Genomic DNA, 14,186 nt, shown 5'->3' on the forward strand with positions numbered 1-14,186 from the left:
ATCCGCGATCGGGGGAGCGCCTCGTAGGCTTCTCGCCATGGATCGGGAGCCGCCAATTGCACGACGTGGGGTGCGAGCGGCCTACGTCGTGCTGACGCACACGGACTGGCCGCAGGTGGAACGTCTGCTCGGCGCTATCCGCGCCTCGAGCCCGGGTGCATTCATTCTCGTCGCACACGACAACCGAGCCACCCGGTTTCCGCATCACTTCGAAGATCCCGGCGTCGAGCTCTTCGAGCACGGTCTCGCCACCGACTGGGGCTCATGGGAACTCGTGGAAGCAACGCTCCGTGCTTTCGAACATGCCAGGAACCGGGCCGACCCCGACCTCGTGGTCCTTGTCTCCGGCCAGGACTACCCCATCCGTCGCCTTTCCGACTGGGAGGCTGAGGTGTTGGCTTCGGATCGTTGGGTGGGCGCGGCCGAAGCGCTCCAGTACACGCCCCACTGGGGAAGGCGTCGTGGGCAGGGGCGAGACGAGCTCACCCGGTACACCCATTGGTGGTTCCAGACGCCCGCCGCACGCCGCGGCGTTCGGTTCGACGGGCGTATCGGGCGGTGGCTGCAACGCGTCCGGGAGGCCATCGCCTTGCGAACCGAACCACTGTTGAGCGTACGGTTCGTGACCCGCGGACGAGGCGTCTTCTGGGGCATCCGTCGGCCGACCCCGTTCTCGCAGAAGCGGCCCTGCTACTACGGGAGCCAGTGGATCGCCCTCCCCCGAACCGAACTCGACCACCTGCTCGATCAAGATCTGGCCCCGGGGTCGCGTCTACGCGGGTTCTACCGGCGCACCGTCATCCCAGACGAATCGGCGCTTGTGACCCCCTTATCGTGGCGCTCAGTGCCGGCCGATCTCTCCCCGGTTACGCATGTCAGATGGGACCACGCGCTGGACCAACCGGCCATCTGCGTAATCGAGGATCTCGAGCAACTCGTGCGTTCAGGCTCGCCGTTCTGCCGCAAGATCGATCCAGTGATCAGTGCCTCGCTGATCGACGAACTCGATCGACGACTGTCTCGAACGGAGCCTTCTCAACCCGCCGAGTCGCTCAGTCGAGTTCGCCGAGCTCCACAAGTCGAGCGAAGTCCGGGCTCGCCGCGCGAACCTCACTGAAGGTTCCTTCAACCTCGACCCGACCGTCCTTGAGGAAGACCAGCGTGTCAGCATGCCGCACGGTCGAGAGGCGGTGGGCAACGATGACGATCGTGAGCGTCCCCCGAAGAGCGCCGAGCGTCTTGGCGATCTCGTTTTCAGTGACGTTGTCGAGCGCAGACGTCGCCTCATCCAAGACAAGTACCTGGGGGCGGCGGTAGAGCGCACGAGCAAGTCCGATGCGCTGCCGTTGTCCGCCGGAGAGCCTGGTGCCGCGCTCTCCAACGACGGTGTCGAGCCCGCGGGGAAGCTCGGTCACGAGGCGTTCGAGCTGCGCCATCCGGAGTACTTCTCGCACGCGGTCTCGGTCGACGTCGCCACTCGGCACTCCGAACGCAACGTTCGCAGTGAGCGAATCGTTCAAGAGGAAGACTTCTTGCGGCACCACACCAAGCTGGGAGTACCAGGCGGCGAGGTCGTCGCCGATCGACCGGCCGCCGACGACAACCTCGCCGACCGTGGGTCGGAGCAGACCGAGCACGACGTCGAGCAGTGTGCTCTTGCCTGCACCGCTCGAACCGACGAATGCGGTGGTCTGTCTCTCACGAATGCGAAGCGAGATCCCACTGAGGACGAACTCCTCAGAGTCGGGGTACCGGTAGCTGAGGTCGCGGAGCTCGATGTCGCCGGAGAAGGGCTCGGAACTCCTCGGTCGTTCGTCGTGCAGACCACCAGCATCGAGCTCAGCCACCGTTTTGGACACGATATCGAGTCCTGCCCGGCCCGTTCGAACGGTCGCGAGATTCGCGGCGATTCGGTTGAGACCTGGGAGGGCCCGAAGAGAGGCGGCCGCGAACACCCCGAGGACGGTCAGTGCCTGGGCCGGTGTGCCCGTCGCGAAGAGAATCACCGAAATACCCAAGATGGCGATGACGAAGCCGATCTCGAGCAAGTAACGCGGCGCATCCGCGAGAATGCCCATCGTACGATTCAATCGCGCGCCCCGCATCCGAGCGGCCCGGAACCCATCGATGAAGGAGTTGGCGCTCGAAGTCAGGCGCGCCTCGCGAAATCCATCGAGGCCGGGCAGCAGGAATTGCCACGCTTCCAGGCCGGCCTCGGCGAGTTCCTCGCCGATCCGGTACTGGCGCCGGCGAAGGAAGAGCTGAGTGCCGAAAACCAATGCACCGAAGAGCACGATCGCGAACAGCGTCACTGCAGGCGACACGACCGCGAGTACGGCGACAATCGCGACGAGCACAACCACGTCGGTGACGAGGCTCACCGCTCCGAGAAGCACGCTCGCGGATTGGGTCGTCGCATCCGTGATATTGCGGTAGATCTCGCTGGTCCGACGCGCACGGTGATCCGCATACGGCGCGAGCGCGTACCTCCGCGCGAGCTCGGCAGACGACAACGCGGAGATCCGGGTGGTCCGGCCGAGCAACCACCACCGGAAAGCGATCGCCCCGACGCTCTTCAGGATGAACACGAGCGTGATCAACGCCGCAACGACGGGAATCAGAATCGAGAGCTCGGTCGTTCCGACACGCTCTGACAACCAATCGGCGAGCCAATTGTCTTGGGCGCCGGTGAGCAGTTGAGTGAGCGGCACCATCGCGGCGACGCCGATCGTGTCGAGTGCCGCGAGCACGAGTGACGCGACGACCATTCCGCTGACCCACCGTTTGGGGTCAGCGCCAGCCATGTCGAGCATCATGCGCAGCTGCGGCATGAGTTTCCGCTCGCGACCGCTTCGTGACATCGATTCCTCCGCACTCGCCCTCGACCGCGGGCGGGCGTACCTCACGGCATTTTAGCCTCGTGGATTGCATACGCCGCACCCGATCGGGAACCCGGTGCCCATATTGCTCCCCTGAGCGGATCGACATGCATCAGAGGGGACGTCGTCACCCTCTGGCTGACTTTTCCCGAATCCTTCCCACGACTTGGCGAGCGACATAATCCGGCCAAAGCACCGTCGCCCACGCGAGGTGTGAAGGTTTGCGGGAAGCGCGGAACGCGTCGAATGCAAGGGAGCCATAGATCTGACCGGCACGACGGAGGTGACGCAGCCCGCCCGACCGACGATGACGCCAAAGAACGCGTGCCGCACCGCGGAACATGCTTCGATAGTCGTCGCTTGAGTTATCTTCGTGTCGTCGATACCCGATCAATACTTCGGGGCAATGTGCCAAAGAGCTCCTTCGGGCGATCTCCAACCACGCCGCCCAGTCCTCTGCGTGCGAGAGGCGCTCATCAAACCCTCCAACATCGACGAGGATGGATCGGCGAACGATCACACTGCTCGCACCGATTCCGTTGCCCGCAAGCAGCGCCCGGTAGTCTCTTGCGCCTCCGCCCCAACCGGGTCGATGCTCATTGCCGTAGATCAGGTCGAAATCACACGAACATAGTCCGACCCCGGCGCGCATGAGGGGAAGTTGCGCGGCGAGCTTGCCGGCGTACCAGACGTCGTCGGCGTCGAGAAACGCGATGAGTTCACCGCGTGCCTCGAGCACTCCCCGGTTGCGCGCGGCACTCGGCCCAGCCTTCGGCTGCCGGATGACACGAACGAGGGGATGGTCCGGGACACGGAGAGGGTCGGTCGACCCGTCATCGACGACCAGCACTTCCATTGGCGCTGGTACCTGTGTGATCGCCGACTCCACGGCTTCAGTGAGGAGGACGCCCGGGTTGTGAGCCGGGATGACCACGGACACGGTGGGCGACTCCGCCAACTCGATCCGATCCGCCACGTCGACAGCCTACCCACCGGCCTTCGACACGTCTCCTGATCCGCGCGGCCCCTTGGCCGCCCGGCGCCCAGGGAGTTCGAGCGAATTGTGGGCCTACCTCAGCAGCCCGCGCGCAACCAGGTCGGCCACGAATGCGTCGACATCCGCGCGAATCTCGTCTGCCGAGGCATCCGTCGCCGCCGCGACCCGGTCGACGATCGTTGCTGCCGGCCCCTCACAGGCGGCTGCCCAGATGAGGCCGGCGACTCCATCGAGCACGACGATCGGTCCGTTGGGAAGCCGTGCCGCGTACACGGTGGCGGCATCCTCGATGATGGCGAGGTCGGCGGGACGTCGGTACCCGGTCATCGGGACGCTCCGCTCCGACGGCGCTCGCTCCTCCGACGGAGCGCCTGCCCCGCCTCGATGGCCGCGCGAGCCGGACGTGCGAAGAACTCGGTGAGAATCTCGAACGCCGAGGGGCGGTGTCCGAGGCGATGTGCGAGGTGGTCCACGTTCACGAGTGGAGCGCGCATGACGACCCGGGCCGCCTCCGAGATGCTGGGGGCCGCACGCACGCGCGCCCACCACTCCTCCGATCGTGTACCGCCTTGCGAGATCACCTTCCAGAGTCGGTAGTCGCGCTCGCGGCGGTACCGATCGAGCCCACCCACGGCTGCGGCGAACGCCACCGGGGCATCCAGGTCGGCGACGAGCGCTTCGATCTCGACCCGGCGCGCGTCGGACGCGTCCCGCCACCCCGTCACGACGTCCGGATGATTCGGCGCGCGCGAGCGGGCTGCATTCAGGATGAGCAGGAGCGCCTGTGCCGGAACGCTCGGCACGGGGCATCCGACCGTCGCGATCTCGACGGTGTGACGATCCGTCCACAGCCTCTCGAACGCACGCGCGGGCGCCACGCGGATCCCGGGAAAGAAGCGGTGGATGTCGAGGTAGCCCCACGCCTCGTGGAGGTAGGTCTGCGCATGGCCGAACGGAGACCCGTAGGCGAACGTGCTGTACAGCCGCCAGCCGTGGTCCCGGAGCGCCCGATCGAGCCGTTCGACATGACCCGGCCGCACGATCACGTCGATGTCGCTTCCTGACTGCGACGGTCGCAGCGACGGGTCGACGGCTGCACCCTTGATGTGGAGGAGGTCGACACCGGTCTGTTCAGCGAGGTGCTGCACCGCGGCGTGGCCGAATCGCAGGCGCACCGAGAGCGGCACGCTGACCTGGGATTCGCTCACGCCTGCTGCACCACCTCTTCGATCACTCTAGCGATGCGTGCCACGTGGGCGCCGCGGCTGAAGGCGCGTCCCCATTCGCGACACGCAGCGGGGTCGAGGTCGCGGGCGCGGCCGATCGCCGTCGCCAGGTCTTCGGCGGTGGCGGATGCCGCGTGGTGGCCATTCACCCCGGGCTTCACGGTCTCGAGGTAGCCACCGGCCGCGACCGTCGCCGCCGGCGTCCCTTCGAGGGCGGCTTCGAGCACCGTGAGGCCGAAGTCCTCGCGCCCGGCGCCGATGATCACGGCGCCATGACGGTACACCCAGGCGAGCTCGGCATCGGTGACGCGCCCGAGCCCGTGCACGCCCTCGGCCGGTTCGTCGAGCGTCTCCGACCCCGCCCCGACGATGACGATGGGGAGTCCCGCTTGGCGCGCAGCCACGACGGCGAGCGGCACGTTCTTGTAGCCGCGGTCGCGGGCGACCACCACGGCGAACGCGTCCGGGAGGTCACGGGACGGCGCCGCGGCATCCGCCGACACCGGTTCGACGGGCGGATGCACCACGATCGAATCGAGACCATAGGCGGCGCGGATGCGTTGCTGCGTAACGGCGGAATTCGCGATGACGGCCCGTGCCCGATGCATCGCCTCGACGTCGCCGGGGCGCAGCATCGGCGTGCTCACCGCGAGCCCCGCACGGCGGATCGGGCTGAGGCGCAGCCGGTAGTCCTCCGCGGCGTAGAGCCACCGGGCGGGACTGTGCACGTAGACGACGTGCGGGATCTCGAACCGGAACCGGTGCGCCCAGCCGCTGCTCGACGCAAGCGCGACGTCGCCGCCCGACACGGTGGTTCGCGCCGCGATCAACGGGAGCAGCGGAAGCATCCGCTCGACCTGGCCGGCGAGCACGCCCGGAATCGTGGCTCGCACGTCGAGCCCACGGAACGCGTCGAAGGTCGACTCCGGCCGGTACGCGAGCGTCACGACGCGGCGGGCGTTGAAGCCGGCGGCCCAATCCGCGACGACGCGCTCGGCTCCGCCGACCTGCACGAGGTAGTCGTGGGCGAGGACGAGGTCGGGCACGGGGCATCCGCTCGCTTTCGAACGCTCAGCGCCCCGCCGAGCCGGCCTCGGTCACGCCGACATCCGTGCGGTGGAAATTCTGGAACGAGCGCGACGCCGTGGGCCCTCGCTGGCCCTGGTAGCGGTTCGCGTACTCGGCCGAGCCGTAGGGGCGCTCGCTCGGCGACGAGAGGCGGAAGAAGCACATCTGGCCGATCTTCATGCCCGGCCAGAGCTTGATGGGCAGGGTCGCGACGTTCGACAGTTCGAGCGTCACGTGGCCGGTGAATCCGGGATCGATGAAGCCCGCGGTGGAATGGGTGAGCAGGCCGAGGCGACCCAGCGAACTCTTGCCCTCGAGGCGCGCGGCGATGTCGTCGGGCAGGGTGACGGCCTCGAAGGTCGACGCGAGCACGAACTCGCCCGGGTGCAGGATGAACGGCTCGTCGGGACGCACGTCGATGAGATGCGTGAGCTCAGGCTGGTCCTCGGCGGGGTCGATGAACGGGTACTTGTGGTTGTCGAACAACCGGAAGTACCGGTCGAGGCGCACGTCGATGCTGCTCGGCTGGACCATGGCGGGGTCGTAAGGATCAAGCCGCACGCGCTCGCGATCGAGTTCGGCCCGGATGTCGCGGTCGGAGAGCAGCACGCAGTCAGCCTACCTACCCGTGGTGGGCGGGGTAGCGACGGGGGGCGGTCGGGTAGCGAATGGTGCGGAGACGCTTGCTACGATGGTCAACGCTGCATCCAACGGATGCCGCACGCCGATGTAGTTCAATGGTAGAACTTCTGCTTCCCAAGCAGACAGCGCGGGTTCGATTCCCGTCATCGGCTCTGTGTGATGTCTCAGGACAGACCCGGGGGCGCACCCGACCGGATGCTCTCGCGAACATGCGCGCTCGAGCTCCTGTTCGTCGTCCGAAGGCATAAGCCTTAGCTTGCGGCTGACTTGTGCAATCCGTCTGCGGCAGGGCGGATCTCGAACACGGCTACCTTGTCGCTGGCTGCGGCGAAGTCGGCGGGGTCGGCGCTCTTGACCAATCCGATGCGGATGAAGAACTGCACGCCATGTGGCACTTCGGTCGGGAACGCCTTCATGACCCTTTTACGGGTTGTTGCGTTGGTGACTTCGATGAGGTCGATGTCCTCGTGGGCGCGTCCTTTGCTGAGCTGTCCGTGACCGGCTGCGCGGGCGTTCTTGGCCCAACTGGAGTTCGAGAGTCCGGCGATGACGTACCGTCGTTCGTCCACGGTCAGTGGTGACACGGGCGTCGATCGCGGTTCGCCGGAGGCGCGTCCGGGGATGGTGATGATGTGGATGGTCCCGAGCGGCACGCCCAGTCGGTGCAAGAACTTCACGACTCGGTTCGCTGGCTTCAGCCATCCCGGCAAGGCGCCTGTAGTGGACATGTGATGATCCCTTCGGTGAGCTAGTGCTTGACTAATGCGTGACAACGAGTCCGTCGGCGGCTTTGGCGATGACGAGCGTGTAGCGGTCGGGATCAGAAGGGACACCGTTGTGGTAGCCGCGCCCGACAGCGCCGAGCTCCTCGCCATCGATGTGGACATGGGTTGCTGCGCCGCCGATGCGAATTCCGACTGGGACGCCAGACGGGCGACGCAGGCGCAGATTCCGGGCCGGTCCGCTGATGCGAATTGTCACCTCGCCGACCGGCTGCGGCAGGTCGAAGCTGATATCCGCCACCGGGCCGTCGAAGGCGAATCCGGTCAGCGTGAGGGCGCTGAGGTTCACGGTCATCCCCGCTGCCGCGTCGTTGACGTGCACGTTCCACGGCACGCGTGTTGACAGCTCGATGATTCCATCGCCACGGTCTGCGGCGAAGGGATGCAGGCGCCCCCGATAGCGCACAGCGACCGTTCCGTTCTCATCAGCCACGGTGGGGATGAGGCCCCGAAAGCGCGCCCGGTAGAGCTGGCCGGAAAGGCTCGCGTCGGTGATGTTGACGTTGGCTGCCCCGCCGGAGATACGCAGATCACCGGCGACGGTGGCAGCGAGGTCGCCTGCGCTGTCGAGTTCGTACTGGTGGGTCATGGGCTGGTTCCTTCCGAGTTCTTCTATGGTTTCCGTGATGCGAGGCGGTTTGCTGGCTTCAGCCATCCGGACAGCGGAGCAGAGCCCGCGGGGCAGGTTCACCCCGGCAATGGTGACGTGGGCGGCACCGCCGGACATGCGCAGATCTCCTGCGGCTGCTGATCCGAGGTGACCAGCGGTGTGGGGTTCGTTGCTGTAGGACATGGAGCATTCCCTTCTGGACGATTACTGCTCTTGGACGGCTCGGGCCTGAAGGGGTGCGGCTTTCAAGGTCCAAGCGAGCACGGACAGCGGCGATGCCGGGCAGGAGAAGGCTCGACAGGGCAGCAATTGCGGAGGAGAGAACGGCGACCCACGCCGAAGCGAGGAAGGCGTTGCGCATCGCGTCCGGGTCGAATGAGTCGCCGACGGTTCCGAAGAAGACGACGCCGACCACCGCGACGCCGAGCATTTCGGCTCCTTCCGCTAGTTTAGAATTGGGAACGTCCCAGATCAGATCATTCCCTTACCGGGATTATCCCGTATCGGAAATAGTACGGCCGCGAGTGGGAGATGTCCAGTCCGAATGGCGCCCGCGTGCAACGGGCTCTGCAAGGCGCGTTGGTCAACGCGATACTCGGAAACGAGCGCATCGCTCGTGATTTCGGCCTGCTGGTCACCGATCTTCAAACGCTGCATCTGCTCGTTCTGCGTGACGACGTGCGCACACCGAAGCGGCTGAGCCGGACCACGGGTATGCCTACCAGCACCGTGACGCGGGTCGTTGACCGGCTCGAGGCATCCGGCTACCTGCGCCGGGTGAATGATCCCCAAGACCGCCGCCGCATCAATATCGAGTTGGTGATGGACAGGATCGAGCCGATCATCATCCGGTACGGCCAGTTCACCGACGCTCTCGAGCAGACTCACGCCGAGTTCACGGAGGAGGAACTGGGCATCGTTGCCCGCTACCTCGAACAAACCGGCTCGACCTTCTGAGACCTCGGACGATCTCCCCTCGAGCGCGTTGAACGAGCGCTCCCAACGTTCAGGGGGCCGGGTGCGGTCGAGCAGGGCCCGTCCCTCGAGGGGCAGATACCCGGTGCCTTTGAATTTCGGCATGGTCGAAGGTGGGGTGGAATCGCGCCCGCCCCTGGGAGGAATCAACTACTCATGTAACCTCATTCGAACCGCTTCCTCGGGTATCGAGCACCCATGCGGAAGGCGGTGCTGTCGGCCGGCTACGAGCACGCCGTTGCCGTGGTGAACGGCATCAGCCTCCACTACGTGCGAGGCCCATCGGGAGGCACCCCACTGCTTCTCATCCCCGCCCAGATGGCAACCTCGGAAACGTACTCGGATGGGCTCCCGGGGCTCGCTCAGCAGTTCGAGGTCTATGCGCCAGCATGCGCCGAGCTCGCGCCTACGCGCGCCGGCATCTCCCCCATCTGGCGGATGCTGGGAGTCAACGCAATGTGAACGATTGATGCCAGCGGCAGATGACCGAAGACGGGGGCTCCGCGGCTCGACGGCATCGACCACGCAGGCAGACGAACAATGGAGAGAAATGATCGAGAGAACTATGAATTCATGTAGCCGGACCGACGGAGAGGCGCGGCGCAAGGTCGTCGTGTATTCGCTGATCTCCCTCGACGGCGTGGCAGAGGAACCCGGCGACTGGATGTTCGAAGTCGACTCAGACGTCTTCTCCTTCCTCAGCAGTGTGATCGAGGAGCAGGACGACGTTCTTCTCGGACGCGGCACGTATGACTACTGGGTCGACTATTGGCCCACATCCGTCGTAGAGCCGTTCGCGAGCTTCATCAACTCTGTCCCCAAGCACGTCTTCAGTTCCACGCCGTTGCGGGGGATATGGAACAACGAGCGACTCGCCGATCGCCCGCTTGAGGAGCACGTGCGTGCGATGAGGGGAGACACTGGTCGCGACATCGGCGTACACGGAAGCATCACTCTGGTACAGGCGCTACTCGCAGCAAGTCTCGTCGACGAATTGCACCTGGTCGTTGCTCCAACGATCGCCGGGCACGGAGCGCGGCTGTTCCCGTCCGGAGTCACCGGGCCCCTGCGACTGACATGCACCATGCAGTCCCGTACGCCGAGCGGTGCCCTCCTGGCCTCCTACTCTGTCGTTGATGCTCCACGAGCGTAGCGTCTCAAGAAACCGGAGTGATCTGAGACGGAACCTCCTGCGGCGTACGTCTCCCCCCAACGATCCCGGATGGCTGACCCACGCCTCGGTGGCACTGCGTGGCGGTCCGATCATGCCGCGGTCATCCAGATGACCCGAGCTCAGCGTCCACGCGTGTCCCGCCGCATACACGCGGGCGGTCAGGCTACAGGCGTTCACTGCCAGAAGGTAGTGGACTGGGCGTGGAGCTCGATCGTGACGCCCTCCAGTACTACAGCCGAGTGGCCGAGCAAGAAGTTGCAGGACGATAGCGCGACCGGACTAGCTGAGCCGCACCTGATTCCGTCCAATCCTCCGCGTCAAGAGGGGTGACGTCCCGTGGGGTGGTGGGGTTTCCGGCTGGGTCGCCGGTGTCGTAGACGTTGGTGAGCCATCGTGCGATGGTCAGTGAGTACCGATCAAAGTCACTCATAGGAAGACACAAACGCACGATGGCTCTGGACCAGAGAGCCCTCCTCGAGCTCCTCGGGGAACTGCAATCCACCGACGTCACGGACCGGTTCCGGGTCGCGACGCAGAAGCTCTACCAGGAGTTGATCGACGCGGAAGCAGCCGCGTTCATCGGCGCGGCCCCGTACGAACGAACGACCGGCCGGGTCGCGGTACGCAACCGCACCCGGCCGCGCGCGCTCACCACGACCGCGGGGCAGTTGGATCTGCGGATCCCGAAGCTGCGGCAAGGCAGCTTCTTCCCGTCACTGTTGGGGCGGCGCCGCCGGGTCGATCAGGCGCTGTTCGCGGTCGTGATGGAGGCCTACGTCCACGGCGTCAGCACCCGCAAGGTCGGCGACCTGGTCAAGGCGCTCGGCGCGGACACCGGGATCTCGAAGTCCGAGGTGTCCAGGATCTGCGAACCTCGATGAGGACGTCGCCGCATTCCGCGACCGCCCGCTGGGCGACACGGCCTACCCGTACGTGTTCGTCGACGCGACCTACTGCAAGCCCGCGTCGGCCGGCACTCCGGGCTGGTCAACGCCATCCAGGTCGCGTTCCAAGGCGCGAGCTGGCAGCGATGCAGGGTCCATTTCATGCGCAACGTGCTCGCGAAGGTCCCCAAGGTCCCGAAGGTCGCCGGCCCGATGGCCGCGTCGATCATCCGCACGATCTTCGTGCCCCGATCCAAGCCGAAGCTCGTCCTGGCCCAGTTCGACGAGGTCGTCGCAATACTCCAGCGATCTCATCCCGCCGTCGCGGACATGCTCGGGGATCCACCTCAGGCTGCTCCACTGGGTTCCATGGTTGTAGTCCATGCCAATCTGCCGCGGTGATGCGGCGTGGTGTCCGAGGCCGAGCCTGACATAGGGGCCGGATCGCTCCAGCACGAGTCCGGAGGACTGCGTAGGGAGAGTCCTCGGTAGTTCGCATAGCTTCCATGCTGTGGGTTTGAGCGCGCTCGAAGTCAAGGGTTCGACCGCCCACCGCGCTCCGCCGGGCGCTGAGAGCTGTCGGTTCACAGGGTGAGTGCGAAGCGAGCTTTCGGGCGGTGGGTCGCTCCAAGCCGCTCGTAGAACCGGATGGCGCCGGTGTTCCAGTCCGGCGTCTGCCACTGCAGCTCCTGCAAGCCAAGTGACCGAACGTGCTCAGCGACCGCGTCTACGAGCAGTCGGCCGATATTCGCACCACGATAACGTTCCGCGACGAAGAGGCAATCCAGGTGCGCGAAGCGCCGGCCCGACCAGGTGGCAACGTCTGTGGTCACGGAGGCATAGCCGACCGCGGACGCGCCCAGCCATGCGACGACAATGACAAGGTCGCCCGCAGCGATCAACTGTCCGACCGTGATACTCCAGTCCGCGGGCATCACCGTGCTGCTGCGCTCGTAGTCAATGTGCGCCTGCACGAGCGGCTGGATGGCTGCGCACTCCTCGACGGCGCACAGCCACCCAAGGGTCACCGGGTCTGTCACGGGAGCGGAGCGGTGAGGGGGTCAGGCGCCTGGCGTGCCCGACCGGAGTCACTGACCGTGGCCAGCCCCTCACGTGCCCAGTACTCGAAGCCGCCGATCAGCTCACGAACGTTCGTGTACCCGAGGTTGGCGAGAATCAACGCGCCATGAGTGCTGCCGTTGCAGCCGGGCCCCCAGCAGTACACGACGATCTTGGCGTCCTTGTCAGGAGCCACGTCCGCGATGCGAGCGGCAAGCTGAGCGTTCGGGATATGCACGGCCCCCGGGATACGGCCCTGACTCCACGATGCTGGTGAGCGGGTGTCGATGATCAGCGGCGCGTCCCCGGAGGCACGCTCGGCGGCCAGGTCGGACGGGTCCGTCTCGTACGCAAGCTTGGCAGCGAAGAAGTCGGCCGCGGTGAGCGAAGTCACCAGGGTGAGTGAAGTTGTCATACCGACCATCGAACCGGCTCAAGTCATTTGGCTGAACGGAGCTTCGGCGCTATTTCCGATGAATCGTGCTCGTTTCAACGGTAATCTGAGGCCCATGCCCTCGAATCAACGGCTGGACCTGGATGCCACCGATCAGGCAATCATTCATCATCTCCAGAAGGACGGGCGCACGAGCGTCGCCCAACTGGCAAGGCAGGTCAACCTGTCGCCGAGCGCGACCGCCGACCGAGTGCGGCGGCTCACCGATGCCGGGGTCATTACCGGCTACTCCATCACCGTCGACCCGGAGGCGCTGGGTTACAGCGTGACGGCATTCGTGCGGCTGGCATACCCGACGGGCAACTACAAGCCGTTCCACGACCTGGTCAGCTCGCTCCCGGAAATCATCGAGGCACACCACGTCACCGGCGCGGACTGCTTCATCATCAAGGTGCTGGCTCGTTCTATGCCCGACCTCGAACGCATCACTGGGCGTCTGGCCACGCTCGGTGGCATCACGACCAGCGTGGTCTATTCCAGCCCGGTTCCATCACGGCACATCACCCCTGCATGACATCGGGCGACAGCCGCGGCTGAGACGCCGTTGCCAGCACGGACGCGGTGACGTGATCGGCCGCCATGGTCACAAACGAGGAACGAAGATGGCGCGCGCTGGGTGTCACGCTGAAGCGCCCCGGGTTTAGAGGAGGGCGAGTTCTCCCAGCGGCGGTTGCCGCTGGCGGTTCATCTCACGGTAGTACTCGTTCTCTTCTCGATCGGGGTGAGGTATCCGATCGAGGAGTGGAGCCGGTTCTCGTTGAACCAGTGCACCCATGACAGCGTCGCGAGCTCAAGCTCGTCGGCGGTGCGGAACGGGCCGTCGATCTTGATGCACTCGGTCTTGTAGAGCCCGACGACGGTCTCTGCCAGGGCGTTGCCGTAGCTGTCGCCTACGGTCCCGATCGATGCCATCGCGCCGACTTCCGCGAGCCTGTCGGTGTAGCGCAGCGCGGTGTACTGCGACCCGGCGTCCGAATGTTGAATGACTCCGGTGACGTCCTCGCCAGCGCGGTCGCGGATCCACAACGCCATCTCGAGCGCGTCCAACGGCAGGTCGGTCGGCATTCTCGACATCGTCCGCCAGCCCACGATCCGTCGTGAGAAGACGTCGGTGACGAACGCGGTGAACGCCATCACCGTCCAGGCCGGCACGTGCGTGAAGTCGACGACCCACAGCTCGTTCGGCCGGTCCGCGCGGAACTCGCGCTGCACGTGGTCCGGGGCGCGCGTCGAGGTCTCGTCTGGCCGGGTCGTGACGAACTGCTTGCCGCGGCGGATCCCGCGCAGTCCCTGCCGCATCAGTCGCTCCACAGTGCAGCGGGCCACGTCGACTGCAACGTCGACCTATCGAGTAAGAGTGCGGCCATTCCGTATGGATGGTAGTCACTTGATGTAATCTGTAGTCACTTGATGCTGATTCGGGTCGGGAGGTGCTC

At 65.6% G+C, this 14,186-nt stretch carries 16 protein-coding genes, 1 tRNA gene and 1 pseudogene; 7 read left to right on the forward strand and 11 right to left on the reverse strand.

Going from position 1 to position 14,186, the window contains the following annotated elements; genetic code table 11:
* Window positions 1-37 precede the first annotated feature (37 nt).
* Window positions 38-1,117: a beta-1,6-N-acetylglucosaminyltransferase gene (locus AB0K73_RS02535; RefSeq protein WP_360510763.1), complete on the forward strand. Its 1,080-nt coding sequence runs from the start codon at window positions 38-40 to the stop codon at window positions 1,115-1,117.
* Here the strand turns inward: AB0K73_RS02535 and AB0K73_RS02540 are convergent.
* The 6 genes from AB0K73_RS02540 to dcd form a co-directional block, all read right to left on the reverse strand.
* Window positions 1,053-2,831, reverse strand: coding sequence for an ABC transporter ATP-binding protein (locus AB0K73_RS02540; RefSeq protein ID WP_360510762.1), 1,779 nt, complete (start codon window positions 2,829-2,831; stop codon window positions 1,053-1,055). The genes AB0K73_RS02535 and AB0K73_RS02540 overlap by 65 nt on opposite strands.
* Before the next feature lie 175 nt (window positions 2,832-3,006).
* Window positions 3,007-3,855: a glycosyltransferase family A protein gene (locus AB0K73_RS02545; RefSeq protein WP_360510761.1), complete on the reverse strand. Its 849-nt coding sequence runs from the start codon at window positions 3,853-3,855 to the stop codon at window positions 3,007-3,009.
* A 93-nt stretch (window positions 3,856-3,948) separates the two neighbouring features.
* Window positions 3,949-4,203 carry a PqqD family protein gene (locus tag AB0K73_RS02550; protein ID WP_360510760.1) on the reverse strand — a complete coding sequence of 85 codons (255 nt, stop codon included), beginning with the start codon at window positions 4,201-4,203 and terminating at the stop codon, window positions 3,949-3,951.
* Window positions 4,200-5,084, reverse strand: coding sequence for a nucleotidyltransferase family protein (locus AB0K73_RS02555; RefSeq protein ID WP_360510759.1), 885 nt, complete (start codon window positions 5,082-5,084; stop codon window positions 4,200-4,202). Before AB0K73_RS02555 ends, AB0K73_RS02550 begins: the two co-directional genes overlap by 4 nt.
* Complete coding sequence (locus AB0K73_RS02560) at window positions 5,081-6,148, reverse strand: glycosyltransferase (RefSeq protein ID WP_360510758.1); 1,068 nt, start codon at window positions 6,146-6,148, stop codon at window positions 5,081-5,083. Before AB0K73_RS02560 ends, AB0K73_RS02555 begins: the two co-directional genes overlap by 4 nt.
* A gap of 25 nt (window positions 6,149-6,173) precedes the next feature.
* Window positions 6,174-6,779 carry a dCTP deaminase gene (gene dcd / locus AB0K73_RS02565; protein WP_360510757.1) on the reverse strand — a complete coding sequence of 202 codons (606 nt, stop codon included), beginning with the start codon at window positions 6,777-6,779 and terminating at the stop codon, window positions 6,174-6,176.
* A gap of 114 nt (window positions 6,780-6,893) precedes the next feature.
* Between dcd and AB0K73_RS02570 the strand changes: the two genes are divergently transcribed.
* Window positions 6,894-6,964, forward strand: a tRNA-Gly gene (locus AB0K73_RS02570).
* Between the two features lie 99 nt (window positions 6,965-7,063).
* Here the strand turns inward: AB0K73_RS02570 and AB0K73_RS02575 are convergent.
* Together AB0K73_RS02575 and AB0K73_RS02580 are read right to left on the reverse strand one after the other, a co-directional pair.
* A complete protein-coding gene (locus tag AB0K73_RS02575; protein WP_360510756.1) occupies window positions 7,064-7,489 on the reverse strand; it encodes a nitroreductase/quinone reductase family protein in 426 nt (141 codons plus the stop codon).
* A gap of 82 nt (window positions 7,490-7,571) precedes the next feature.
* Window positions 7,572-8,387 (reverse strand): hypothetical protein, encoded by an 816-nt coding sequence (locus AB0K73_RS02580; RefSeq protein ID WP_360510755.1) that lies wholly within the window; start codon window positions 8,385-8,387, stop codon window positions 7,572-7,574.
* Between the two features lie 348 nt (window positions 8,388-8,735).
* On the opposite strand from AB0K73_RS02580, the gene AB0K73_RS02585 reads away from it, so the two are divergent.
* From AB0K73_RS02585 to AB0K73_RS02600, 4 genes and pseudogenes are all read left to right on the forward strand, one after another.
* A complete protein-coding gene (locus tag AB0K73_RS02585; RefSeq protein ID WP_360510754.1) occupies window positions 8,736-9,161 on the forward strand; it encodes a helix-turn-helix domain-containing protein in 426 nt (141 codons plus the stop codon).
* Window positions 9,162-9,377: 216 nt separating this feature from the next.
* Window positions 9,378-9,641, forward strand: a complete 264-nt coding sequence (locus tag AB0K73_RS02590; protein WP_360510753.1) for a hypothetical protein — start codon at window positions 9,378-9,380, stop codon at window positions 9,639-9,641.
* A gap of 88 nt (window positions 9,642-9,729) precedes the next feature.
* Window positions 9,730-10,332, forward strand: a complete 603-nt coding sequence (locus AB0K73_RS02595; protein ID WP_360510752.1) for a dihydrofolate reductase family protein — start codon at window positions 9,730-9,732, stop codon at window positions 10,330-10,332.
* A gap of 470 nt (window positions 10,333-10,802) precedes the next feature.
* A pseudogene (locus AB0K73_RS02600) lies at window positions 10,803-11,573 on the forward strand (transposase); the annotation flags it as partial.
* A gap of 248 nt (window positions 11,574-11,821) precedes the next feature.
* Here AB0K73_RS02600 and AB0K73_RS02605 read toward each other — a convergent pair.
* Window positions 11,822-12,277 (reverse strand): GNAT family N-acetyltransferase, encoded by a 456-nt coding sequence (locus AB0K73_RS02605; protein ID WP_360510751.1) that lies wholly within the window; start codon window positions 12,275-12,277, stop codon window positions 11,822-11,824.
* Window positions 12,274-12,690, reverse strand: a complete 417-nt coding sequence (locus AB0K73_RS02610; RefSeq protein WP_360510750.1) for a rhodanese-like domain-containing protein — start codon at window positions 12,688-12,690, stop codon at window positions 12,274-12,276. Before AB0K73_RS02610 ends, AB0K73_RS02605 begins: the two co-directional genes overlap by 4 nt.
* Between AB0K73_RS02610 and AB0K73_RS02615 the strand changes: the two genes are divergently transcribed.
* Window positions 12,677-13,264 (forward strand): Lrp/AsnC family transcriptional regulator, encoded by a 588-nt coding sequence (locus AB0K73_RS02615; RefSeq protein WP_360510749.1) that lies wholly within the window; start codon window positions 12,677-12,679, stop codon window positions 13,262-13,264. The genes AB0K73_RS02610 and AB0K73_RS02615 overlap by 14 nt on opposite strands.
* 170 nt (window positions 13,265-13,434) lie before the next feature.
* Here the strand turns inward: AB0K73_RS02615 and AB0K73_RS02620 are convergent, their stop codons facing one another.
* Window positions 13,435-14,076 carry an IS3 family transposase gene (locus tag AB0K73_RS02620; protein WP_360510748.1) on the reverse strand — a complete coding sequence of 214 codons (642 nt, stop codon included), beginning with the start codon at window positions 14,074-14,076 and terminating at the stop codon, window positions 13,435-13,437.
* Window positions 14,077-14,186 lie beyond the last annotated feature (110 nt).

Origin of the sequence: Agromyces sp. NPDC052230, from assembly GCF_040679595.1 — a bacterium.
Classification (GTDB): Bacteria; Actinomycetota; Actinomycetes; order Actinomycetales; family Microbacteriaceae; genus Agromyces.